Raw genomic sequence first — 23,086 nt, forward strand, 5'->3', positions numbered from 1 at the left:
TTTGTCGGCCTGGTGGGTCGCAAGTTGAATCGTAGACGGCAAAATGCCCTGGCAGGCAGGGCATTTTGTGGTGTTGCTGAAATAGCTATCGCAGGCAAGCCAGCTCCCACACTTGAGCGTATTCCAGGGATGTGCTCGGTCAGCTGTGGGAGCTGGCTTGCCTGCGATAAAGGCGATGCGGGCTTGAATCAGCCCTCGCGCACCATATCCACATGCGGAATCCCGACCTCAAGAAACTCATCGCTGACGATCTTGAAACCCAGTCGCTCATAGAACGGTGCCGCATACACCTGCGCACTCAGGAATTGCCTGGTCTGGCCGCGTTTCACGGCCTCGCCAATTACTGCTTCCATCAGCTTGTCGCCGACTTTCAGTCCGCGCCAGTCCTTGAGCACCGATACCCGACCGATCTCGCCGCTGGGCAGCAATCGAGCGGTGCCAATCGGGAAGTCGCCTTCGTATGCAAGAAAATGCATGGCGCCGGCATCGTCCGCGTCCCACTCCAATTCAGGCGGGACCGATTGTTCAGCGATGAATACCGCTTCACGAATGCGCCGAATCTCGTCGATATCCTTTCGCCAGTCCGCGACACTTACGTGAATTTTATTCATCCGCGAACCCCAGGCTGCCTTGCTTGACCAGTTCGCACAGTAGGTCGCGACCGTCTTCGTCGGCCAGCCACTCGCCCAGGTTTTCGCTGTGCAGTGCATCGGCCGAGCACACCAGCTTCAACAGTTCACGCAGTTTGCCCGGCAGGTAACGGCTCTGGCCGCTGGCGAACAGCAGTACGTCGTCATCCACTTCGGACCAGGCCAGGCGTGCGCTCGGGTTGCGCACCAGGATCGCGCCGTCTTGCAGGCTGTTGATGAAGTCTTCTTCGCCCAACTCTTCACCGGCCACCAGTTCCGGGTAGCGTGGCTCGGTCATGAACTGGCCGAACCAGGTCAGCAGCATGCGCTCATCGCTCATGTGCTCGGCGAGCAGGCCCTTGAGGCGGTCCAGTGCGTCGCCCTGGATCTGGTGTGGGTCGCTGACCGGCTGGGCGTCGGCGTCGGTGTAGCGCTCTTCGTCGGTCAGGTACTGGCTGAGGAAGTCGGTGAAGTGGGTCAGCACTTCAGCGGCGCTCGGTGCACGGAAACCTACGGAATAGGTCATGCAGTCGTCTTCGGCAATACCGAAATGGGCCAGGCGCGGGGGCAGGTAGAGCATGTCGCCCGGTTCGAGCACCCATTCGGCGCTTTCTTCGAATTCGGCGAGGATGCGCAGGTCGGCGTGTTGCAGCAACGGGCTTTCGGAATTGCACATCTGACCGATCTTCCAGTTGCGCTTGCCCTGGGCTTGCAGCAGGAACACATCGTAGTTATCGAAATGCGGACCGACGCTGCCACCCGGCGCGGCGAAGCTGATCATCACATCATCGATACGCCAGCTCGGCAGGAAGCGGAAGTGCTCCAGCAGCTCAGCCACCTCCGGCACGAACTGGTCGACTGCCTGCACCAGCAGGGTCCACTCGCGCTCGGGCAGGGTGCTGAAAGCGTCTTCGGCGAACGGGCCGCGACGCAGTTCCCACGGGCGCTCGCCGTGTTCGATCACCAGGCGCGACTCGACTTCTTCTTCCAGGGCCAGGCCTGCCAGTTCGTCGGCGTCGATCGGGCTTTCGAAGTCAGGGATGGCCTGGCGGATCAGCAGCGGTTTTTTCTGCCAGTAGTCGCGCAGGAATTCCCGTGCCGTGATGCCGCCCAGAAGTTGAAGAGGGATATCAGGATTCATGTGTAACCTATTGAAAAAAAGCACTTTTAAGACAGGAATAAAAACGCCCGGCGCGGCCGGGCGTCTCAAAGGAGCTTGCTTGGATCAGATGCGCTTGGCTTGTTCTACAGCGTTGCCGATGTAGTTGGCCGGGGTGAGCAGTTTCAGCTCGGCCTTGGCTGCGGCTGGCATGTCCAGGCCGTCGATGAAAGTTTGCAGCGCTTCGGGGCTGATGCCCTTGCCGCGCGTCAATTCTTTCAGCTTCTCGTAGGGGTTTTCGATGTTGTAGCGGCGCATCACGGTCTGGATCGGCTCGGCCAATACTTCCCAGCACGCGTCCAGGTCAGCGGCAATTTTCTGCTCGTTGAGCTCCAGCTTGCTGATGCCTTTGAGGCTGGCTTCGTACGCGATCACGCTGTGGGCAAAGCCGACACCGAGGTTGCGCAGTACGGTGGAGTCGGTCAGGTCGCGCTGCCAGCGGGAGATCGGCAACTTGCTGGCCAGGTGCTGGAACAGGGCGTTGGCGATACCCAGGTTGCCTTCGGAGTTTTCGAAGTCGATCGGGTTGACCTTGTGCGGCATGGTCGACGAACCGATTTCGCCTGCAATGGTGCGCTGCTTGAAGTAGCCCAGGGAGATGTAGCCCCAGATATCGCGATCGAAATCGATCAGGATGGTGTTGAAGCGTGCAATCGCGTCGAACAGCTCGGCGATGTAGTCGTGGGGTTCGATCTGCGTGGTGTAGGGGTTGAAGCCCAGGCCCAATTCGTCTTCGATGAAGGCGCGGGCGTTGGCTTCCCAGTCGATCTCAGGGTAGGCCGACAGGTGGGCGTTGTAGTTGCCTACGGCGCCGTTGATCTTGCCCAGCAATGGCACGGCGGCGACTTGGGCGATCTGACGCTCCAGGCGGTACACCACGTTGGCCAGTTCTTTGCCCAGGGTGGTCGGCGAGGCCGGCTGGCCGTGGGTGCGCGACAGCATCGGCACGGCGGCGAAACGGATCGCCAGCTCGCGGATGGCTTCGGCGGTCTGGCGCATCAGCGGCAGCATCACGTCATCACGGCCTTCGCGCAGCATCAGGGCGTGGGACAGGTTGTTGATGTCCTCGCTGGTGCAGGCAAAGTGGATGAACTCGCTGACCTGGGCCAGTTCCGGCAGTTGGGCCGCTTGCTCTTTGAGCAGGTATTCGATGGCTTTGACGTCGTGGTTGGTGGTGCGCTCGATCTCTTTCACACGCTCGGCGTGCTCCAGGGAGAAGTTTTCCGCCAGGGTGTTCAATACAGCGTTGGCCTCGGCGGAAAACGCCGGCACTTCGCTGATGGCGGGGTGAGCGGCCAGGCGCTGGAGCCAGCGCACTTCAACCAGGACACGGGCACGGATCAGGCCGTACTCGCTGAAAATAGGGCGCAGGGCCTGGGTTTTGCCGGCGTAGCGGCCGTCAACAGGGGAAACCGCAGTGAGCGAAGAGAGCTGCATGGGGTGTTCTCGGACAGTCGGGCAACGAAATGGGGCGCGTATCATACATGAAAAAATCCGCCGGTCCGTCGCCAACTGACCGGCGTATTACGCGTAATGGCTTGAAAACAGCCTGCTGGTGCGACTTATTCGTTGCGCATCAACGGGTAAAGCTCTTTGAGCAATTTGCGTCGGCTGATCACCAACTGCCAGCGATGACCGCCCAGTTGGCGCCACAAGCGTGCCGAACGAATACCGGCCAGGAGCAGGGCGCGGATTTTCGACGCGTTGTTGGGTTGCTGCAGGTTACGCATGTCGCCATGCACCTGGATGCGCTGGCGCAGGGTGCTCAAGGTGTCCTGGTACAGCGCACCACAGGCGGCGATCACGTTTTCGTGGGCCGGGCCGAAGTGTTCTACCTGGGACTGGATCTGCGGCAGGCGCTTGCCGATGGTGTCCAGCAGGTCGTCGCGCTTGGCCAACTGGCGCTCAAGGCCGAGCATCGACAGGGCATAACGTAGCGGCTCGCGCTGCAAAGTACTGGGGTCGCGCTCCAGGGCGCCGATCAGGGCGCGATAGCCTTCACGCAGGGCCAGGTCGTCGCCGCCGTAAACCTCAAGGGTGTCCTTGGGGTCGCGGATCAGCAGGCTGCCGAGCATGCAGGTCAGGCCGGCTTCAGTGACCTGGCCGGTCTTGGCGATCTTGTCCACCAGTACCGCAGCGAGAAAGACACCGCCAAGGGCTGTCAACTGCTCCTGGGTCGGGCTCATGCCGGGTTGCTCCAGGCTTGCGCGACTTCAATCACGCCGCCGCCCAGGCAGATCTCGCCGTCATAGAACACCACGGACTGGCCAGGGGTGACCGCGCGTTGCGGGTCATCGAAGGTGGCACGGTAGCCGGTGGCGGTCTTTTCCAGGGTGCAGGGCTGGTCGCTCTGGCGATAACGCACTTTGGCGGTCAGGCGGCGCGGGGTGCTCAGGTCGATAGGGTTGACCCAATAAATCTCGGAAGCGAGCAGGGCGCCGGAGAACAGCAGCGGGTGCTCGTTGCCCTGGCCGACCACCAGCACGTTGTTCTCCAGGTCTTTGACCAGTACGTACCACGGCTCTTCACCGGCGTCCTTCAAACCGCCGATGCCCAAGCCCTGGCGTTGACCGATGGTGTGGTACATCAGGCCATGGTGGCGGCCGATCACTTCACCCTCGGTGGTCTTGATCTCGCCCGGTTGCGCCGGCAGGTATTGCTTGAGGAAATCGCTGAAGCGCCGCTCGCCGATAAAGCAGATACCGGTGGAGTCTTTCTTCTTGGCGGTGGCCAGGCCGTGCTTCTCGGCAATCTTGCGCACTTCGGGTTTTTCCAGCTCGCCGACAGGGAACAGAGTCTTGGCGATCTGTTCACCGCCCACGGCGTGCAGGAAGTAGCTCTGGTCCTTGTTCGGGTCCAGACCCTTGAGCAATTCGGTGCGGCCATCGATATCGCGACGGCGCACGTAGTGGCCGGTAGCTATCAGGTCGGCGCCGAGCATCATGGCGTAGTCGAGGAAGGCCTTGAACTTGATTTCGCGGTTACACAGGATGTCCGGGTTCGGCGTGCGGCCGGCCTTGTATTCGGCCAGGAAGTGCTCGAACACGTTGTCCCAGTACTCGGCGGCGAAGTTGGCGGTGTGCAGCTTGATGCCGATCTTGTCGCACACGGCCTGGGCGTCCGCGAGGTCGTCCATGGCGGTGCAGTATTCGGTTCCATCGTCTTCTTCCCAGTTCTTCATGAACAGGCCTTCCACCTCATAACCCTGCTCCATGAGCAGAACGGCGGAAACGGAAGAGTCCACGCCGCCGGACATGCCGACGATGACGCGCTTCTTTTGTGTGTCAGAAGGGGCTGGATCACGCATAGGGTTTCAACGGGTGTCTTGAAAAAGGACGCGATTCTAGCAGGCCTGGGCCCGCAAGGCTAAAGAGAAGGGCGGATCAATTCGAGACTGTGGCGTTGGCCGGCCAGATAATCATCGATGCAACGGATAATCAGCTCGCTGCGCCAGTCGTCGCGCACGGCCATCAGCTCGCCACGGGTCAGCCAGCGGGCGCGCAGGATGCCTTCGTCGAGTTGATAGTCCGGGTGGTGTTTCACTGCCTTGGCGATAAAGCAGACCCGCTGGTAGGTCACGCCATTGCTCGGTGCGGTATACAGGTAGATGCCGACGATGCCGGTGGCTTCCACGTCCCAGCCGGTTTCTTCCAGGGTTTCACGCACGGCGGCTTCGGTAAGGGTTTCATCCGGGTCGAGGTGGCCTGCCGGCTGGTTGAGCACGGCGCGGCCACCCTTGAGTTCTTCGACCATCAGGAACTTGCCGTTGTCTTCGACGATGGTGGCGACGGTGATGTGGGGGAGCCAGGTCATTGCAAACCTCGGTATCTGGAAGGTGGCATGCTCAATGTGGGAGCTGGCTGCCTTAATGCCAGTCAGTTAAGGCTTTTTTGTAGGAGCGAGCTTGCTCGCGAAAAACTCAAAGGCGCCGCGTTCATTCAGCAAGCACGCGTTATCGTTGACGTTTTTCGCGAGCAAGCTCGCTCCTACAGACTGCAATCGCAGGCAAGCCAGCTCCCACATTGGATTGGGTTTCTTCAATGAAGTCCCTACAAACAGAAACCCCGGCACTTGGCCGGGGCTTCTTTGCATCCTTACAACCTTACTTCAACTTGGCAATCGCCGCATTGAGGGTGTTGCTTGGGCGCATGGCCTTGCTGGTCAGCTCTGGGTTCGGCGCGTAGTAGCCGCCGATGTCCACTGGCTTGCCCTGTACGGCGTTGAGTTCGGCAACGATGGTTGCTTCGTTCGCGGCCAGGGTCTTGGCCAGTTCGCCGAACTGCGCTTGCAGTGCCGTGTCTTCGGTCTGGGCGGCCAGGGCTTGTGCCCAGTACAGCGCCAGGTAGAAGTGGCTGCCGCGGTTGTCGATGTTGCCGACCTTGCGCGATGGCGACTTGTTGTTGTCCAGGAACTGGCCGGTGGCCTGGTCCAGGGTCTTGGACAGTACCAGGGCTTTCGGGTTGTTGTACGTCACACCCAAATGCTCAAGGGACGCGGCCAGGGCCAGGAACTCGCCCAGGGAATCCCAGCGCAGGAAGTTTTCTTCCAGCAGTTGCTGCACGTGCTTTGGAGCCGAACCGCCAGCGCCGGTTTCGAACAGGCCACCGCCATTCATCAGCGGCACGATCGACAGCATCTTGGCGCTGGTGCCCAGTTCCATGATCGGGAACAGGTCGGTCAGGTAGTCGCGCAGTACGTTGCCGGTCACCGAGATGGTGTCCAGGCCCTTGCGGGTGCGCTCCAGGGTGAACTTCATCGCATCGACCGGGGCCATGATGCGGATGTCCAGGCCTTCGGTGTTGTGGTCTTTCAGGTAAGCCTGAACTTTCTCGACGACTACGCCATCGTGGGCGCGCTGGGGGTCCAGCCAGAAGATGGCCGGGGTGTTGCTGGCGCGGGCACGGTTGACGGCGAGCTTGACCCAGTCCTGGATCGGAGCGTCTTTGGTCTGGCACATGCGGAAGATGTCGCCAGCTTCGACGTTCTGTTCCATCAGCAGGTTGCCCTGGCTGTCGGTGACGCGGACAACGCCGTCAGCCTTGATCTGGAAGGTCTTGTCGTGGGAGCCGTACTCTTCGGCTTTCTTAGCCATCAGGCCAACGTTTGGCACGCTGCCCATGGTGGTTGGGTCGAAGGCGCCATTGGCCTTGCAGTCTTCGATGACCGCCTGGTAGATGGTGGCGTAGCAGCGATCCGGGATCACAGCCTTGGTGTCGTGCAGCTGGCCGTCGGTGCCCCACATCTTGCCGGAGTCACGGATCATCGCTGGCATCGAGGCGTCGACGATGACGTCGCTTGGCACGTGCAGGTTGGTGATGCCTTTGTCGGAGTTGACCATCGCCAGGGCAGGGCGAACGGCGTAGACCGCCTGGATGTCGGCTTCGATCTGCGCTTGCTGGTCGGCCGGCAGGGCCTTGATGCGAGCGTACAAGTCGCCGATGCCGTTGTTCAGGTTGAAGCCGATCTGTTCCAGCACGGTCGCGTGCTTGGCCAGGGCGTCTTTATAGAACTCGGCAACGATCTGGCCGAACATGATCGGGTCGGAGACCTTCATCATGGTGGCTTTCAAGTGGACCGACAGCAGCACGCCTTGCTTCTTGGCGTCTTCGATTTCAGCGGCGATGAAGCTGCGCAGGGCTTTTTTGCTCAGCACGGCGGTGTCGATGATTTCGCCGGCTTGAACGTTGGTCTTTTCCTTCAGGACGGTGGTGGTGCCGTCCTTTGCAGCCAGCGCGATTTTGACAGCGTCAGCGGCTTCGATCTGCACGGCTTTTTCGCTGCCGTAGAAGTCGCCATTGTTCATGTGGGCAATGTGCGACTTGGAGTCGGCGGCCCAGGCGCCCATCTTGTGCGGGTGCTTGCGTGCGTAGTTCTTGACCGACAGCGGCGCGCGACGGTCGGAGTTGCCTTCGCGCAGGACCGGGTTCACGGCGCTGCCCTTGACCTTGTCGTAACGTGCACGGGTTTCTTTTTCCGCGTCGGTGGTTACGGTTTCAGGGTAGTCCGGCAGGGCGTAGCCCTGGGCCTGCAGTTCCTTGATCGCGGCTTGCAACTGCGGGGTCGAGGCGCTGATGTTGGGAAGCTTGATGATGTTGGCTTCAGGCGTAACGGCCAGGTCGCCCAGTTCGGCGAGGTGGTCCGGGATGGCCTTGGTGCCCAGTTGCTCGGGGAAGCTTGCGAGGATGCGCCCGGCGAGGGAAATGTCGCGGGTTTCCACGGCAATATCAGCGGAAGCGGTGAAGGCCTCTACGATAGGCAGCAGTGAATAGGTGGCGAGGGCTGGGGCTTCGTCGGTGAAGGTGTAGATGATCTTCGAGCGGGTGGGCATATTCGGATTAACTCTCTTCTTTGCTGAAAGCGTGCGCAGAAACTCGAGATGCGCCGGGTAGAGCGCGTTCGTTCAAAGTCATCCATGAGCGAAATGTCGAGGTTTCTTCGCGGTGATGTTGGTTTGCATCAGTCGAGCGTCAAGCGGGTGGGCTATGGTAATAGTCCGGCTTTCTGGCGAAAGGCTACGTTCTAGAGCGGTCCGCCGTCGTGACTCTTTGGTCAGCGGCGGCATTATACATAGGTCGCTATGCTTACGCTGAGCCTTCATACAAAAGGAGGCTCGTCCATTGGTCTAAAGGTCGCAGGTGCGTGAGGTGGTGAGATGTGCTCAAGATTGGCGCTTTTCCCTTTGCTTTCAGGCTTGTAGGCCACCAAATGTGCTGTTTTCGATGCAAATGAGCATGGCGTGAGGTTTCAGTCGCCATTTATCTGGAGTAGGCTCGAACGCAGCCAGATGTTCAATCCATAGATGGAGTTCAGCATGGGATACAAGAAGATTCAGGTTCCGGCAGTCGGCGACAAAATCACCGTCAATGCAGACCATTCTCTCAATGTTCCTGACCAACCGATCATCCCCTACATCGAAGGAGACGGTATTGGCGTCGACATCAGCCCGGTGATGATCAAGGTGGTCGATGCCGCTGTTGAAAAGGCTTACGGCGGCAAGCGCAAAATCTCCTGGATGGAGGTGTACGCTGGTGAAAAGGCCACTCAAGTCTACGACCAGGACACCTGGCTGCCCCAGGAAACCCTGGATGCGGTCAAGGATTACGTGGTGTCCATCAAGGGCCCGCTGACAACGCCAGTCGGTGGCGGTATCCGTTCGCTGAACGTGGCCCTGCGCCAGCAGCTCGACCTGTATGTGTGCCTGCGCCCGGTGCGCTGGTTCGAAGGCGTGCCCAGCCCGGTGAAAAAACCAGGCGACGTGGACATGACCATTTTCCGTGAGAACTCCGAGGATATTTACGCGGGCATCGAGTGGAAGGCCGGTTCGCCGGAAGCGATCAAGGTGATCAAGTTCCTCAAGGAAGAAATGGGCGTTACCAAGATCCGTTTCGACCAGGATTGCGGGATTGGCGTCAAGCCGGTCTCCAAAGAGGGTACCAGGCGCCTGGCGCGCAAGGCCCTGCAATATGTGGTGGATAACGACCGCGACTCGCTGACCATCGTGCACAAAGGCAACATCATGAAGTTCACCGAGGGTGCCTTCAAGGAGTGGGCCTATGAGGTGGCGGCGGAAGAATTCGGTGCGACCTTGCTCGATGGCGGGCCGTGGATGCAGTTCAAGAACCCCAAGACCGGCAAGAATGTGGTGGTCAAAGATGCTATTGCCGACGCCATGCTCCAGCAGATCCTGCTGCGCCCGGCCGAATATGACGTGATCGCCACGCTCAACCTCAATGGTGATTACCTGTCCGACGCCCTGGCGGCGGAAGTGGGCGGTATTGGTATTGCGCCGGGGGCCAACCTGTCGGACACCGTGGCAATGTTTGAAGCCACCCACGGCACTGCGCCTAAATATGCGGGCAAGGATCAGGTCAACCCTGGGTCATTGATCCTGTCTGCGGAAATGATGCTGCGGCATATGGGGTGGGTCGAGGCAGCGGATCTGATCATCAAGGGCACCAATGGCGCGATTTCGGCCAAGACTGTGACCTATGACTTCGAGCGTCTGATGGATGGCGCTACGTTGGTGTCGTCGTCGGGCTTTGGTGATGCGTTGATCAAGCATATGTAAACAGGCACACAAAACCGGCCGCCCTGGTGATTCGGGGTGGCCGGTTTGCTTTCAGTGCTTTGTTCTGTGACTGGTCAGGCCTTCTGCTTTTCTTGTCGTGATTTCTGGCCGGGCGCCGCAACGTTTTCTGCGGCAGGGCTACTAGCGGTGATTCCTTCGATCTTCACCGCATGCAAGCCCTTTGGGCCCTGGGTAATCTCAAAGGAGACCACTTGACCCGCTTTCAGCGTTTTGTACCCATCCATATTGATCGCTGAGAAATGCGCAAAGAGGTCTTCACTCTTTCCGTCTTCATTAATGAAGCCGTAACCCTTGGCATTGTTGAACCACTTGACCTTACCACTAGCCATTCCCTTATCCCTCTGCACCAGACTCCATCACTGGAGTATCATCCTGTCTATCCGTCCTAACCCGAATAAATAAGGTTGACTGCGCGGACCTTTTTTACCCACTGTGGGCTCTATTTGTTGTAACACCGTTTCGCCGATAGTCAAGGTGACCCAAGAGTCAGAGTTGAAATTCTGACAGGTCGCCCCCACCACTGTAATTGAACCACTGACGAACCTTTCTTTCCCATGCATGCAAACAGCCAGATTCGACTAACATTCAATCAGGATCGCCCGGATCAGGAACATGACGACGACGGTTCTGCAGGCATTGCTGTTCAGGAGGCCAAGCCTGCTTTACAGGCGCCGCCCATGTACAAGGTGGTTTTGTTCAATGATGACTACACACCGATGGATTTCGTCGTCGAAGTGCTCGAGGTGTTTTTTAACCTGAACCGCGAGTTGGCGACCAAGGTAATGCTGGCCGTTCACACAGAAGGACGGGCAGTATGTGGAGTGTTTACCCGCGACATCGCCGAGACAAAGGCCATGCAGGTCAACCAGTACGCCAGGGAAAGCCAGCATCCGCTACTCTGTGAAATCGAGAAGGACGGTTAACGCCGACCACTTGGGTATGAGGTGAAGCTATGTTAAACCGCGAGCTCGAAGTCACCCTCAATCTTGCCTTCAAGGAGGCTCGTTCGAAGCGTCATGAATTCATGACCGTCGAACACCTGCTGTTGGCACTTTTGGATAACGAAGCTGCCGCCACCGTTCTACGTGCGTGCGGCGCCAACCTCGACAAGCTCAAGCATGACCTGCAGGAGTTTATCGACTCCACCACACCACTGATCCCCGTGCATGACGAGGACCGCGAAACCCAGCCAACCCTGGGGTTCCAGCGGGTATTGCAGCGTGCTGTGTTCCACGTACAGAGCTCCGGTAAGCGTGAAGTCACGGGCGCGAATGTGCTTGTGGCGATTTTCAGCGAACAGGAAAGCCAGGCCGTGTTCCTGCTCAAGCAGCAGAGCGTTGCCCGTATTGATGTAGTCAATTACATCGCCCACGGTATCTCTAAAGTGCCTGGGCACGGCGATCATTCCGAGGGTGAGCAGGATATGCAGGACGAGGAGGGCGGTGAGTCTTCTTCTTCGAGCAATCCGCTGGATGCCTATGCCAGCAACCTCAATGAAATGGCGCGCCAGGGGCGGATCGATCCGCTGGTGGGGCGTGAGCATGAGGTTGAGCGTGTAGCGCAGATCCTTGCGCGTCGTCGCAAGAACAACCCGTTGCTGGTGGGCGAGGCGGGCGTGGGTAAGACCGCGATTGCCGAAGGCCTGGCCAAGCGCATTGTCGACAACCAGGTGCCAGACCTGCTGGCCAGCAGTGTCGTCTATTCCCTTGACCTGGGCGCGTTGCTCGCCGGGACCAAGTACCGTGGCGATTTCGAGAAACGCTTCAAGGCGTTGCTCGGTGAGTTGAAAAAACGTCCACAGGCCATCCTGTTCATCGACGAGATCCATACCATCATTGGCGCCGGTGCAGCTTCCGGTGGGGTGATGGACGCTTCCAACCTGCTCAAGCCACTGCTGTCCTCGGGTGATATCCGTTGCATTGGTTCGACCACGTTCCAGGAATTCCGCGGCATCTTCGAAAAAGACCGTGCCCTGGCGCGTCGCTTCCAGAAAGTCGACGTGTCCGAGCCGTCGGTTGAAGACACCATCGGTATCCTGCGCGGGCTCAAGGGGCGTTTTGAAGCGCACCATGGCATCGAATACACCGATGAGGCCTTGCGTGCGGCGGCTGAGCTGGCGTCGCGCTACATCAATGACCGGCATATGCCTGACAAGGCCATCGATGTGATCGACGAAGCGGGTGCCTATCAGCGCCTGCAGCCGGTCGAGAAGCGCGTGAAGCGCATCGACGTGCCTCAAGTCGAGGACATCGTGGCCAAGATCGCGCGGATTCCGCCAAAACACGTCACCAGCTCCGACAAGGAGTTGCTGCGTAACCTGGAGCGCGACCTCAAGCTCACTGTGTTTGGCCAGGATGCGGCCATCGACTCGCTGTCCACGGCGATCAAGTTGTCGCGTGCTGGCCTCAAGTCGCCGGACAAGCCAGTCGGTTCGTTCCTGTTCGCAGGCCCGACCGGCGTCGGCAAGACCGAGGCGGCTCGCCAGCTGGCCAAGGCCATGGGCATCGAACTGGTCCGTTTCGACATGTCCGAGTACATGGAGCGCCACACTGTGTCGCGCTTGATCGGTGCGCCTCCGGGCTATGTCGGCTTCGACCAGGGCGGCCTGTTGACCGAGGCGATCACCAAGCAGCCACATTGCGTATTGCTGCTCGATGAAATCGAAAAGGCTCACCCGGAAGTCTTCAACCTGCTATTGCAGGTCATGGACCACGGGACCCTGACCGACAACAACGGGCGCAAGGCAGACTTCCGCAACGTGATCGTGATCATGACCACCAACGCCGGTGCCGAAACCGCGGCGCGGGCTTCGATCGGCTTTACGCATCAGGATCACTCCTCCGATGCCATGGAAGTGATCAAGAAGAGCTTCACGCCGGAGTTCCGCAACCGCCTGGACACCATTATCCAGTTTGGTCGCCTCAGCCATGAGGTCATCAAAAGCGTGGTGGACAAGTTCCTCACCGAGCTTCAAGCGCAGTTGGAAGACAAGCGCGTGCAGCTGGATGTGACGGAAGCGGCCCGCAGTTGGATCGCAGAGGGCGGCTACGATGCGGCAATGGGCGCACGCCCAATGGCGCGTCTGATCCAGGACAAGATCAAGCGGCCGCTGGCCGAAGAGATCCTGTTCGGCGAACTCTCCGACCATGGTGGGGTGGTACACATCGACCTGAAGGACGGCGAGCTGACCTTCGAGTTCGAGACCACGGCTGAAATGGCCTGATCGTTAGCTGCAACATTGCAAAAGGCGCCGAAAGGCGCCTTTTTGCTGCCTGAAATACGATTACGAGACAATGACGGTCAACTGTGGGAGCTGGCTTGCCTGCGATGACGGTCCTTCAGTCGCACATCGTTAACTGGCCCACCGCTATCGCAGGCAAGCCAGCTCCCACAGGGTCAAGTGGCGACTGTTAAATCCTGCGCACACAAAAACGCCCGGCATAACCGGGCGTTTTGTATTGACTTGCTTAGCGAGCGCGGTAAGTGATGCGCCCTTTGCTCAAGTCATAGGGCGTCAGCTCGACGCGCACTTTGTCACCGGTAAGAATACGAATGTAGTTCTTGCGCATCTTGCCGGAGATATGCGCGGTTACGACGTGCCCATTTTCCAACTCCACACGAAACATGGTGTTGGGCAGGGTGTCGACGACAGTGCCTTCCATTTCGAAGCTGTCTTCTTTCGACATGCAGTAAAGCCCTCGGTATCCAGTGAATGGCCCGGTGCAACTGCGCCAGGCAAAAGCGGCGTGCATTGTGCCCGAAAAAGGGTGTTCAAGCCAAGGGGTTCTAGTTAAGCGTGACCCATCTTTGATTAATCAGCAGCTCAATGGGCCGATATTGGGTCTTGTAGTTCATCTTTTTGCAGTTCTTGATCCAGTATCCGAGGTACACCGCTTCCAGCTCCAGGCGCAGCGCTTCGCCTATTTGCCAGAGGATGGCGAAGCGCCCGAGGCTGCGGCGTTCTTCGGTCGGTTCATAGAAGGTGTACACCGCCGAGAGGCCGTTGGGCAGTAGGTCGGTCACCGCTACGGCCAGCAGGCGGCCGTCGAGGCGGAACTCGTAGAAACGCGAAAAAGGCAAGTCACGCACCAGGAATGTGGAAAACTGGTCGCGGCTGGGCGGATACATATCGCCGTCGGCATGACGCTGCTCGATATAGCGTTGGTAGAGATCGAAATATTCTTCGCTGTATTGGGGTTTGGTGGCGTGTACTGTCAGGTCAGCGTTGCGCTTGAGAATGCGTTTCTGATTACGGTCGGGCGAAAACTGCGCAACCGGGATACGCGCAGGCACGCACGCGTTGCAGTTCTGGCAATGGGGGCGATACAGGTGATCGCCGCTGCGCCGGAAGCCCATCTCGGACAGGTCGGCATACACATGCACGTCCATGGGCTGGCTGGGATCGAGGAACAGTGTGGTGGCCTGCTCGTCGGGCAGATAGCTGCATGAGTGGGCTTGAGTGGCATAGAACTTCAAGCGCGCCAGCTCGGTCATGATCAACCCTCGGGATAAGCTTTGAAATAAGTGTAAGCCACGTGCGCGAAAGTCGCCTAGGAAACCCACGGCCCAGCGTTGGGTTGGTCCAGATGTTTATGCAGGAAGTCAGCGAAGACGCTGCGGGGTATGCCGCGGGCGCCCAGGCTGTGCAGGTGATCGTTGGGCATCTGGCAATCGATCAGCACAAATCCCCAGGCTTGCAGTTGCCGGGTCAACGTGGCGAAGCCGAATTTGGAGGCGTTGTCGGCGCGGCTGAACATAGACTCGCCAAAAAACAACTGGCCCATCGCGAGGCCATACAGGCCACCTACCAGTTCGCCCTGGTCCCAGACCTCGACGGAATGCGCATAGCCGCGTTGGTGCAGCTCCAGATAAGCCTTCTGGATACCTTCGGTGATCCAGGTGCCATCGGCGTAGGCACGGGGCGCGGCGCAGGCTTGGATGACGGCGGCGAAATCCTGGTCGAAGGTCACGGTATAGCGCTGCTGGCGCAATAATTTGCCCAGGCTACGGGAAACATGCAGCTCGTCGGGGAAAATCACCGTGCGCGGGTCTGGCGACCACCAGAGGATGGGCTGGCCTTCGGAGAACCAGGGGAAGCAGCCATGGCGGTAGGCCTGGATCAGTCGTTCGGCCGACAGGTCGCCACCGGCGGCAAGCAGGCCGTTGGGTTCGCGCATGGCCTTGGCCAAGGGAGGGAACGTCAGGGTGTCGCGTTGTAACCAGGTCAGCATGGCATCCAGGCTTAGGGAAGGGGAGGGGAGTGGCAGGTCATGCACCTGCACCGCAAGCGTTGATTATTGACGACCCTGCGCCGTGGGGCCAGCCCGAATAGGCGATTGACGAGGATTAGCATGAACAGGTGTTTCTGCAACTCTGTACACAGGGTGTGGTCGTAATCGGGTCTTGCGCATGCCGGCCATTTGCCAAGCTTGCCTGGATTGCTAAATACAGCTCATAAGCCTTTGTCAGCAAAGGCAATGCATGCTCAAATTGTCCGTGCAGTCAGGTGAAGGGTAAGTGTGTGGCATCGCGCACGCAAACCCGTACAATGCGGCCATTGTGGCGTTATCGCCATTTCACCTATCCGTCACCGGGTGTTAAAAGTAGATTCAGCAACATTCGTTCATTTTTCAACTGCTCCGGATAGAGCAGTCGTGTGTAGTCATTCAACAGATGGACGCGCTAAAGGCGCAGGAATAGACCCGTTTTGAAGAAATCCGCCGCAGCACCTAAAGCAGCAGTCGTACCGGCCTGGCGCCAGCACCTGCATTACCGACTCAAGGAAGGCGCACTGATTGCCATCGGTGCGCTGTGCCTGTTCCTGATGATGGCCTTGCTGACCTATGGCAAGGACGATCCGGGCTGGAGCCATAACAGCAAGATCGATGACGTGCAGAATTTCGGCGGCCCTGTAGGTTCCTACAGCGCCGATATCCTCTTCATGATCCTGGGTTACTTCGCCTACATTTTCCCGCTGTTGCTGGCGATCAAGACCTGGCAGATCTTCCGTCAGCGTCACGAGCCGTGGCAGTGGAGCGGCTGGCTGTTCTCCTGGCGCCTGATCGGCCTGGTGTTCCTGGTGCTGTCGGGCGCTGCGCTGGCGCATATCCACTTCCATGCCCCGACCGGTCTGCCGGCGGGCGCGGGCGGGGCCCTGGGTGAAAGCCTTGGCGACCTGGCGCGCAGGACCCTGAATATCCAGGGCAGCACCCTGATGTTCATCGCGCTGTTCCTGTTCGGCCTCACGGTATTCACCGACCTGTCATGGTTCAAGGTGATGGATGTGACCGGCAAGATCACCCTCGACCTGTTCGAATTGTTCCAGGGCGCCGCCAATCGCTGGTGGGCCGCCCGTGTCGAGCGCAAGCAAATGGTGGCGCAGCTGCGTGAGGTGGACACCCGTGTCAACGAGGTGGTGGCCCCAAGCACGCCGGATCGACGCGAGCAAGCCAAGGTCAAGGAGCGTTTGATTGAGCGCGAGCAGGCCCTGAGCAAGCACATGTCGGACCGTGAAAAGCAAGTGCCGCCCGTGATCGCCCCGGCACCGCCCAAGGCGCCGGAGCCCAGCCATCGCGTGCAAAAAGAGAAGCAGGCACCGCTGTTCATCGACAGCGCCGTCGAAGGCACCTTGCCGCCGATCTCGATTCTGGACCCGGCCGAGAAGAAACAACTCAACTATTCCCCCGAATCCCTGGCGGCCGTCGGCCACCTGCTGGAAATCAAGCTCAAGGAATTCGGCGTCGAAGTGTCGGTGGACTCGATCCATCCGGGCCCTGTGATTACCCGTTACGAAATCCAACCGGCCGCCGGGGTAAAAGTCAGCCGCATTTCCAACCTGGCCAAAGACTTGGCACGTTCCCTGGCCGTGACCAGCGTGCGCGTGGTGGAAGTGATCCCGGGCAAGACCACCGTGGGTATCGAGATTCCCAACGAAGACCGCCAGATCGTGCGCTTCTCCGAAGTGCTGTCGACGCCGGAATACGACAACTTCAAATCGCCGGTCACCCTGGCGCTCGGCCATGACATCGGCGGCAAGCCGGTGATTACCGACCTGGCGAAAATGCCGCACCTGCTGGTAGCCGGTACCACTGGTTCCGGTAAGTCGGTGGGTGTGAACGCCATGATCCTGTCGATCCTGTTCAAGTCCGGGCCGGATGACGCCAAGCTGATCATGATCGACCCGAAGATGCTGGAACTGTCGATCTACGAAGGCATCCCGCACCTGCTGTGCCCGGTGGTCACCGACATGAAGGACGCCGCCAACGCCCTGCGCTGGAGCGTTGCCGAGATGGAGCGCCGCTACAAGCTGATGGCGAAGATGGGCGTGCGGAACCTGTCGGGCTTCAATGCCAAGGTCAAGGAAGCCCAGGACGCCGGCACACCGCTGACCGACCCGCTGTACAAGCGCGAAAGCATTCACGATGAAGCACCACTGCTGACCAAGCTGCCGACCATCGTGGTGGTGGTCGATGAATTTGCCGACATGATGATGATCGTCGGCAAGAAGGTTGAAGAGCTGATCGCCCGTATCGCCCAGAAGGCACGGGCGGCGGGTATCCACTTGATCCTCGCGACACAGCGGCCGTCGGTGGACGTGATCACCGGCCTGATCAAGGCCAACATTCCGACCCGCATGGCGTTCCAGGTCTCCAGCAAGATCGACTCGCGCACCATCATCGACCAGGGTGGCGCCGAGCAACTGCTGGGCCACGGTGACATGCTCTACATGCCGCCGGGCACCAGCCTGCCGATTCGCGTTCACGGCGCCTTTGTTTCCGATGACGAAGTCCACCGTGTGGTCGAAGCCTGGAAACTGCGCGGCGCGCCCGAGTACAACGACGACATTCTCGCTGGCGTGGAAGAGGCCGGCAGCGGCTTCGACGGTGGCAGCAGCGGTGGCGACGATGATGCTGAAACCGACGCGCTCTACGACGAGGCCGTGGCCTTCGTACTGGAAAGCCGCCGTGCGTCGATCTCCGCGGTGCAGCGCAAGCTGAAAATCGGCTACAACCGTGCCGCCCGCATGATCGAAGCCATGGAAATGGCCGGCGTCGTGACCGCAATGAACACCAATGGCTCGCGTGAAGTCATCGCCCCCGGGCAGATGCGCGACTGATTCCGCGCCGCGTGGCAACACGCGGCGTGCCCTGACTACTCAATGAGGACTCCCATGCGCTTTATCCGCATGCTGTTGTTGCCAGCCTTGGCCCTGACCGCTGTTTCGGCTCACGCTGACCCGGCTTCCGTCGCCAGCCTGAAGAACCTGTTGGACAAATCCCAGACCCTCACCGCGCGCTTCTCCCAGCTGACCCTGGATGCCGGCGGCACCCAGTTGCAGGAAACCGCCGGTGAAATGGCCGTGCAGCGCCCAGGGCTGTTCTACTGGCATACCGAAGGCAAGGCGGAGCAGACCATCGTTTCCGACGGCCAGAAAGTCACGCTGTGGGACCCGGACCTGGAACAGGCGACCATCAAGAAGCTCGATCCACGCCTGAACCAGACCCCGGCACTGCTGCTGTCGGGTGATGTGTCGAAAATCAACGACAGCTTCGACATCACCTCCAAGCAGACCAGCAACGTCATCGAGTTCACCCTCAAGCCAAAATCCAAGGACACGTTGTTTGACACGCTGTCCCTGTCGTTCGGCAACGGCGTGATCAACAACATGCGCCTGGTCGACAGCGTCGGCCAGCGCACCGATATCCTGTTCTCCGGGGTCAAGGCCAACCAGCCGGTGCCCGCGTCCAAGTTCAAGTTCGACATCCCCAAGGGTGCCGACGTGATCCAGGAATAAACTGCCCAGAGGTTTCAAACGCTGCCCATGGATCTGTTTCGAAGTGACCCGATTGCCCAGCCGTTGGCCGCGCGCTTGCGTTCGACCAACCTGGATGAGTACGTCGGTCAGGAACACCTGCTCGCTCGGGGCAAGCCCTTGCGCGAAGCCCTGGAGCAGGGTGCGCTGCATTCGATGATTTTCTGGGGGCCGCCGGGCGTGGGCAAGACCACCCTGGCGCGGTTGCTGGCGAAGGTCTCGGATGCGCACTTTGAAACGGTCTCGGCGGTGCTCGCCGGGGTCAAGGAGATCCGCCAGGCGGTGGAAGTCGCCAAGCAGCAGGCCGGGCAATACGGTAAACGCACTATCCTGTTCGTCGACGAAGTGCATCGCTTCAACAAGTCGCAGCAGGATGCGTTCCTGCCTTATGTCGAGGACGGTACGCTGATCTTTATCGGCGCCACCACCGAAAACCCTTCCTTTGAATTGAACAACGCCTTGTTGTCACGGGCGCGGGTCTATGTGCTCAAGAGCCTGGATGAAGCGGCGATGCGAAAGCTGCTGCACCGAGCCTTGAGCGAAGACAAGGGGCTGGGCAAGCGCCAGCTGAGCCTCAGCGATGAAGGTTTCAAGATTTTGCTGACCGCCGCCGATGGCGACGGGCGCCGCTTTCTCAACTTGCTGGAGAATGCTTCCGACCTGGCCGAAGACGGCGGCGAGATTGGCGTCGACCTGTTGCAAAGCTTGCTCGGTGACACACGCCGGCGTTTCGACAAGGGCGGCGAAGCCTTCTACGACCAGATTTCCGCGCTGCACAAATCCGTACGCGGTTCCAACCCTGATGGCGCGCTGTATTGGTTTGCGCGCATGATCGATGGCGGTTGCGACCCGCTGTACCTGGCGCGTCGTGTGGTGCGCATGGCCAGCGAAGACATCGGCAATGCCGACCCGCGCGCCCTGAGCCTGTGCCTGGCCGCCTGGGAGGTGCAGGAGCGCCTCGGCAGTCCGGAAGGCGAGTTGGCGGTCGCCCAGGCCATCACTTACCTGGCCTGCGCGCCCAAAAGCAACGCGGTGTACATGGGCTTCAAGTCGGCCCTGCGTGCGGCCGCCGAGCATGGTTCCCTCGAAGTGCCGCTGCACCTGCGCAACGCGCCGACCAAGCTGATGAAGCAGCTGGGGTATGGCGACGAATACCGTTATGCCCACGATGAGCCGGACGCCTACGCGGCCGGCGAAGACTACTTCCCCGATGAGCTGGAGCCGCAGCCGTTCTACCAGCCAGTGCCCCGTGGCCTGGAGCTGAAGATCGGCGAGAAGCTCAACCACCTGGCCACCCTCGACCGTCTGAGCCCCAGGCAGCGGAGAAAAACATGATTCCTTTGGTGATCGCCGTCTCGGCGGGAGGTATCGCCGGTACACTGCTGCGCTTCGCCACCGGCAATTGGATCAACGCCAATTGGCCGAAACACTTCTATGCGGCGACGCTCGCCGTTAATATCGTGGGCTGCCTGTTGATCGGCGTGTTATACGGCCTGTTTTTGTTACGCCCGGAAGTGCCTGTCGAGGTACGTGCCGGCCTGATGGTTGGCTTTCTTGGCGGCCTGACGACTTTTTCATCCTTTTCACTGGATACCGTGCGCCTGCTGGAAAGCGGGCAAGTGCCGCTGGCGATTGGCTATGCGGCCATCAGCGTATTCGGCGGGCTGCTCGCCACCTGGGCTGGCCTGTCCTTGACCAAACTTTGATAACGAGAGACCGACATGCTCGATTCCAAACTGTTACGTAGCAACCTTCAGGACGTAGCGGACCGCCTGGCATCCCGTGGCTTTGCCTTGGATGTTGCGCGCATCGAAGCGCTGGAAGAACAGCGCAAGACCGTCCAGACCCGCACCGAAGCACTGCAGGCTGAACGTAATGCGCGCTCCAAGTCCATCGGCCAGGCCAAGCAGCGCGGTGAAGACATCGCGCCGTTGATGGCGGATGTCGAGCGCATGGGCACTGAGCTGTCCGATGGCAAAATCGAGCTGGAAGGCATTCAGACCCAATTGGATTCGATCCTGCTGGGCATTCCGAACCTGCCCCACGAATCTGTGCCGGTCGGCGAAGATGAAGAAGGCAACGTCGAAGTGCGCCGCTGGGGCACGCCGAAAGCCTTCGATTTCGAGATCAAGGACCACGTCGCCTTGGGCGAATTGACCGGTGGCCTGGATTTTGAAACCGCGGCAAAAATGTCCGGCGCACGCTTTGCCTTGTTGCGCGGCCCGATTGCGCGCATGCACCGTGCACTGGCGCAGTTCATGATCAACCTGCACACCGGCGAACACGGTTACGAAGAAGCCTACACCCCGTACCTGGTTCAGGCGCCGGCGTTGATGGGCACCAGCCAACTGCCGAAATTCGAAGAAGACCTGTTCAAGATCAGCCGCGACGGCGAAGCCGACCTGTACCTGATCCCGACCGCCGAAGTGTCGCTGACCAATATCGTCGCCGGCGAAATCCTCGACGCCAAGCAACTGCCGTTGAAGCTGGTTGCTCACAGCCCGTGCTTCCGTAGCGAAGCCGGCGCGTCGGGTCGCGACACCCGTGGCATGATCCGCCAGCATCAGTTCGACAAGGTTGAAATGGTCCAGGTAGTAGAGCCGTCGACCTCCATGGAGGCCCTGGAAGGCCTGACTGCCAACGCCGAGCGCGTGCTGCAGTTGCTGGAGCTGCCTTACCGCGTACTGGCCCTGTGCACGGGCGACATGGGCTTCAGCGCCGTGAAAACCTACGACCTGGAAGTGTGGGTGCCGAGCCAGGACAAATACCGCGAGATTTCGTCGTGCTCCAACTGCGGTGACTTCCAGGCCCGTCGCATGCAGGCGCGTTTCCGCAACCCGGAAACCGGCAAGCCGGAGCTGGTGCACACCCTCAACGGTTCGGGCCTGGCCGTAGGCCGTACCCTGGTGGCCGTGCTGGAAAACTACCAGCAGGCTGACGGTTCGATCCGTGTACCTGAGGTGCTCAAGCCGTACATGGCGGGCGTTGAGGTCATCCGCTAAATGGAATTTCTGCCGCTGTTTCATAACCTGCGCGGCAGTCGTGTGTTGGTCGTCGGTGGTGGGGAGATTGCCTTGCGCAAATCCCGGCTGCTGGCCGACGCCGGCGCGGTGTTGCGGGTGGTTGCTCCCCAGATCGAAAGCCAGCTGCGTGAGCTGGTGCTGGGCAGTGGCGGGGAACTGATGTTGCGCGGTTATCAGGAGGCCGACCTGGACGGTTGCACCCTGATTATCGCAGCCACCGACGATGAGCCACTAAATGCGCAAGTATCCAGTGATGCCAAGCGTCGCTGCGTGCCGGTCAATGTGGTGGACGCGCCAGCGTTGTGCAGCGTGATCTTCCCGGCAATTGTCGACCGTTCACCCTTGGTGATTGCCGTCTCCAGCGGCGGTGACGCGCCGGTACTGGCACGGCTGATCCGCGCCAAGCTGGAAACCTGGATTCCCTCGACCTACGGTCAATTGGCTGGGCTGGCCGCGCGTTTTCGGGCTCAGGTCAAAGGTTTGTACCCGGATGTGCAGCAACGCCGGGCGTTCTGGGAAGAAGTGTTCCAGGGCCCGATTGCCGACCGCCAGTTGGCCGGGCAGGGCGAGGAGGCCGAGCGCCTGTTGATCGAAAAGGTCAATGGCGCGCCGCCTTACGCGCCCGGTGAGGTGTACCTGGTGGGTGCGGGCCCAGGCGACCCGGATTTGCTGACCTTCCGCGCATTGCGCCTGATGCAGCAAGCCGACGTGGTGCTGTACGACCGTTTGGTTGCACCGGCGATTTTGGAACTGTGCCGTCGTGATGCCGAGCGCGTGTACGTCGGCAAGCGTCGCGCCGATCACGCGGTGCCCCAGGACCAGATCAACCAGCAACTGGTAGACCTGGCCAAGCAAGGCAAGCGCGTGCTGCGCCTCAAGGGGGGGGACCCGTTCATCTTTGGTCGTGGTGGCGAAGAGATCGAAGAGTTGGCGGCCCACGGCATCCCGTTCCAGGTGGTGCCGGGTATTACGGCAGCCAGTGGTTGCGCGGCCTATGCCGGGATTCCGCTGACTCATCGCGACTATGCCCAATCTGTACGTTTTATTACCGGGCACTTGAAGAACGGTACCTCGGACTTGCCTTGGCAAGACCTGGTCGGCCCCTCACAGACCCTGGTGTTCTACATGGGCTTGATTGGCTTGCCGATCATTTGCGAGCAGTTGATCAAGCACGGGCGCGCGTCGGACACCCCAGCGGCGCTGATCCAGCAGGGCACCACGTCCAACCAGCGCGTGTTCACCGGCACCCTGGCCGACCTGCCGCGCATGGTGGCGGAGCATGAAGTGCATGCGCCGACATTGGTGATCGTCGGTGAAGTGGTGGTGTTGCGTGAGAAGCTCAAGTGGTTCGAGGGCGCTCAGGCCCAAGTCTGA

20 protein-coding genes are annotated in these 23,086 nt (G+C 60.0%); 9 read left to right on the top strand and 11 right to left on the bottom strand.

Annotated elements, in window-relative coordinates:
* Positions 1-188: 188 nt before the first annotated feature.
* The 7 genes from HBO10_RS19380 to HBO10_RS19410 form a co-directional block, all read right to left on the bottom strand.
* Entirely contained in the window at positions 189-611 is a 423-nt protein-coding gene (locus HBO10_RS19380; protein WP_003192105.1) for a GNAT family N-acetyltransferase, read from the bottom strand.
* A complete protein-coding gene (locus HBO10_RS19385) occupies positions 604-1,770 on the bottom strand; it encodes a cupin domain-containing protein (protein WP_014718907.1) in 1,167 nt (388 codons plus the stop codon). The genes HBO10_RS19380 and HBO10_RS19385 overlap by 8 nt, the downstream gene beginning before the upstream one ends.
* Before the next feature lie 84 nt (positions 1,771-1,854).
* Positions 1,855-3,225, bottom strand: a complete 1,371-nt coding sequence (gene purB / locus HBO10_RS19390) for an adenylosuccinate lyase (protein ID WP_014718906.1) — start codon at positions 3,223-3,225, stop codon at positions 1,855-1,857.
* A gap of 125 nt (positions 3,226-3,350) precedes the next feature.
* Entirely contained in the window at positions 3,351-3,974 is a 624-nt protein-coding gene (hflD, locus tag HBO10_RS19395; RefSeq protein WP_003192101.1) for a high frequency lysogenization protein HflD, read from the bottom strand.
* Positions 3,971-5,095, bottom strand: coding sequence for a tRNA 2-thiouridine(34) synthase MnmA (gene mnmA / locus HBO10_RS19400; RefSeq protein ID WP_034127883.1), 1,125 nt, complete (start codon positions 5,093-5,095; stop codon positions 3,971-3,973). Before mnmA ends, hflD begins: the two co-directional genes overlap by 4 nt.
* Positions 5,096-5,154: 59 nt before the next feature.
* Complete coding sequence (locus tag HBO10_RS19405; RefSeq protein WP_034127882.1) at positions 5,155-5,601, bottom strand: NUDIX hydrolase; 447 nt, start codon at positions 5,599-5,601, stop codon at positions 5,155-5,157.
* A 289-nt stretch (positions 5,602-5,890) separates the two neighbouring features.
* Positions 5,891-8,116, bottom strand: coding sequence for an NADP-dependent isocitrate dehydrogenase (locus HBO10_RS19410; protein WP_034127880.1), 2,226 nt, complete (start codon positions 8,114-8,116; stop codon positions 5,891-5,893).
* A 483-nt stretch (positions 8,117-8,599) separates the two neighbouring features.
* On the opposite strand from HBO10_RS19410, the gene icd reads away from it, so the two are divergent.
* Positions 8,600-9,856 carry an NADP-dependent isocitrate dehydrogenase gene (gene icd / locus HBO10_RS19415; protein ID WP_034128148.1) on the top strand — a complete coding sequence of 419 codons (1,257 nt, stop codon included), beginning with the start codon at positions 8,600-8,602 and terminating at the stop codon, positions 9,854-9,856.
* A 74-nt stretch (positions 9,857-9,930) separates the two neighbouring features.
* On the opposite strand, the gene cspD is transcribed toward icd, so the two are convergent.
* The gene (gene cspD / locus HBO10_RS19420) at positions 9,931-10,206 is read right to left on the bottom strand and encodes a cold shock domain-containing protein CspD (protein ID WP_034128147.1); all 276 of its coding nucleotides are present in this window, start codon (positions 10,204-10,206) and stop codon (positions 9,931-9,933) included.
* A gap of 225 nt (positions 10,207-10,431) precedes the next feature.
* Here cspD and clpS point away from each other — a divergent pair, with 225 nt between their 5' ends.
* Complete coding sequence (gene clpS / locus HBO10_RS19425) at positions 10,432-10,800, top strand: ATP-dependent Clp protease adapter ClpS (protein ID WP_005789091.1); 369 nt, start codon at positions 10,432-10,434, stop codon at positions 10,798-10,800.
* A gap of 29 nt (positions 10,801-10,829) precedes the next feature.
* Entirely contained in the window at positions 10,830-13,100 is a 2,271-nt protein-coding gene (gene clpA / locus HBO10_RS19430; RefSeq protein WP_003192090.1) for an ATP-dependent Clp protease ATP-binding subunit ClpA, read from the top strand.
* A 244-nt stretch (positions 13,101-13,344) separates the two neighbouring features.
* Here clpA and infA read toward each other — a convergent pair whose 3' ends face one another.
* The 3 genes from infA to aat all read right to left on the bottom strand — a co-directional run bounded on the left by infA (position 13,345) and on the right by aat (position 15,108).
* A complete protein-coding gene (infA, locus tag HBO10_RS19435; RefSeq protein ID WP_002553999.1) occupies positions 13,345-13,563 on the bottom strand; it encodes a translation initiation factor IF-1 in 219 nt (72 codons plus the stop codon).
* Positions 13,564-13,663: 100 nt separating this feature from the next.
* Complete coding sequence (locus HBO10_RS19440) at positions 13,664-14,371, bottom strand: arginyltransferase (RefSeq protein WP_003192088.1); 708 nt, start codon at positions 14,369-14,371, stop codon at positions 13,664-13,666.
* Positions 14,372-14,427: 56 nt separating this feature from the next.
* Entirely contained in the window at positions 14,428-15,108 is a 681-nt protein-coding gene (gene aat, locus HBO10_RS19445) for a leucyl/phenylalanyl-tRNA--protein transferase (protein WP_034127879.1), read from the bottom strand.
* A gap of 476 nt (positions 15,109-15,584) precedes the next feature.
* Between aat and ftsK the strand changes: the two genes are divergently transcribed.
* The 6 genes from ftsK to cysG are packed head-to-tail and all read left to right on the top strand — an operon-like array spanning position 15,585 to position 23,086.
* Entirely contained in the window at positions 15,585-17,993 is a 2,409-nt protein-coding gene (ftsK, locus tag HBO10_RS19450) for a DNA translocase FtsK (protein ID WP_003192084.1), read from the top strand.
* A 54-nt stretch (positions 17,994-18,047) separates the two neighbouring features.
* Positions 18,048-18,671: an outer membrane lipoprotein chaperone LolA gene (gene lolA, locus HBO10_RS19455; RefSeq protein WP_003174700.1), complete on the top strand. Its 624-nt coding sequence runs from the start codon at positions 18,048-18,050 to the stop codon at positions 18,669-18,671.
* A 27-nt stretch (positions 18,672-18,698) separates the two neighbouring features.
* Positions 18,699-20,024, top strand: a complete 1,326-nt coding sequence (locus HBO10_RS19460; protein ID WP_034127878.1) for a replication-associated recombination protein A — start codon at positions 18,699-18,701, stop codon at positions 20,022-20,024.
* Entirely contained in the window at positions 20,021-20,395 is a 375-nt protein-coding gene (gene crcB / locus HBO10_RS19465) for a fluoride efflux transporter CrcB (RefSeq protein ID WP_034127877.1), read from the top strand. The genes HBO10_RS19460 and crcB overlap by 4 nt, the downstream gene beginning before the upstream one ends.
* Before the next feature lie 15 nt (positions 20,396-20,410).
* Entirely contained in the window at positions 20,411-21,691 is a 1,281-nt protein-coding gene (serS, locus tag HBO10_RS19470) for a serine--tRNA ligase (protein ID WP_034127876.1), read from the top strand.
* Positions 21,692-23,086 carry a siroheme synthase CysG gene (gene cysG, locus HBO10_RS19475; protein ID WP_034127875.1) on the top strand — a complete coding sequence of 465 codons (1,395 nt, stop codon included), beginning with the start codon at positions 21,692-21,694 and terminating at the stop codon, positions 23,084-23,086.

It is taken from the genome of Pseudomonas sp. WS 5503 (assembly GCF_012985385.1).
Taxonomy (GTDB): domain Bacteria; phylum Pseudomonadota; class Gammaproteobacteria; order Pseudomonadales; family Pseudomonadaceae; genus Aquipseudomonas; species Aquipseudomonas paracarnis.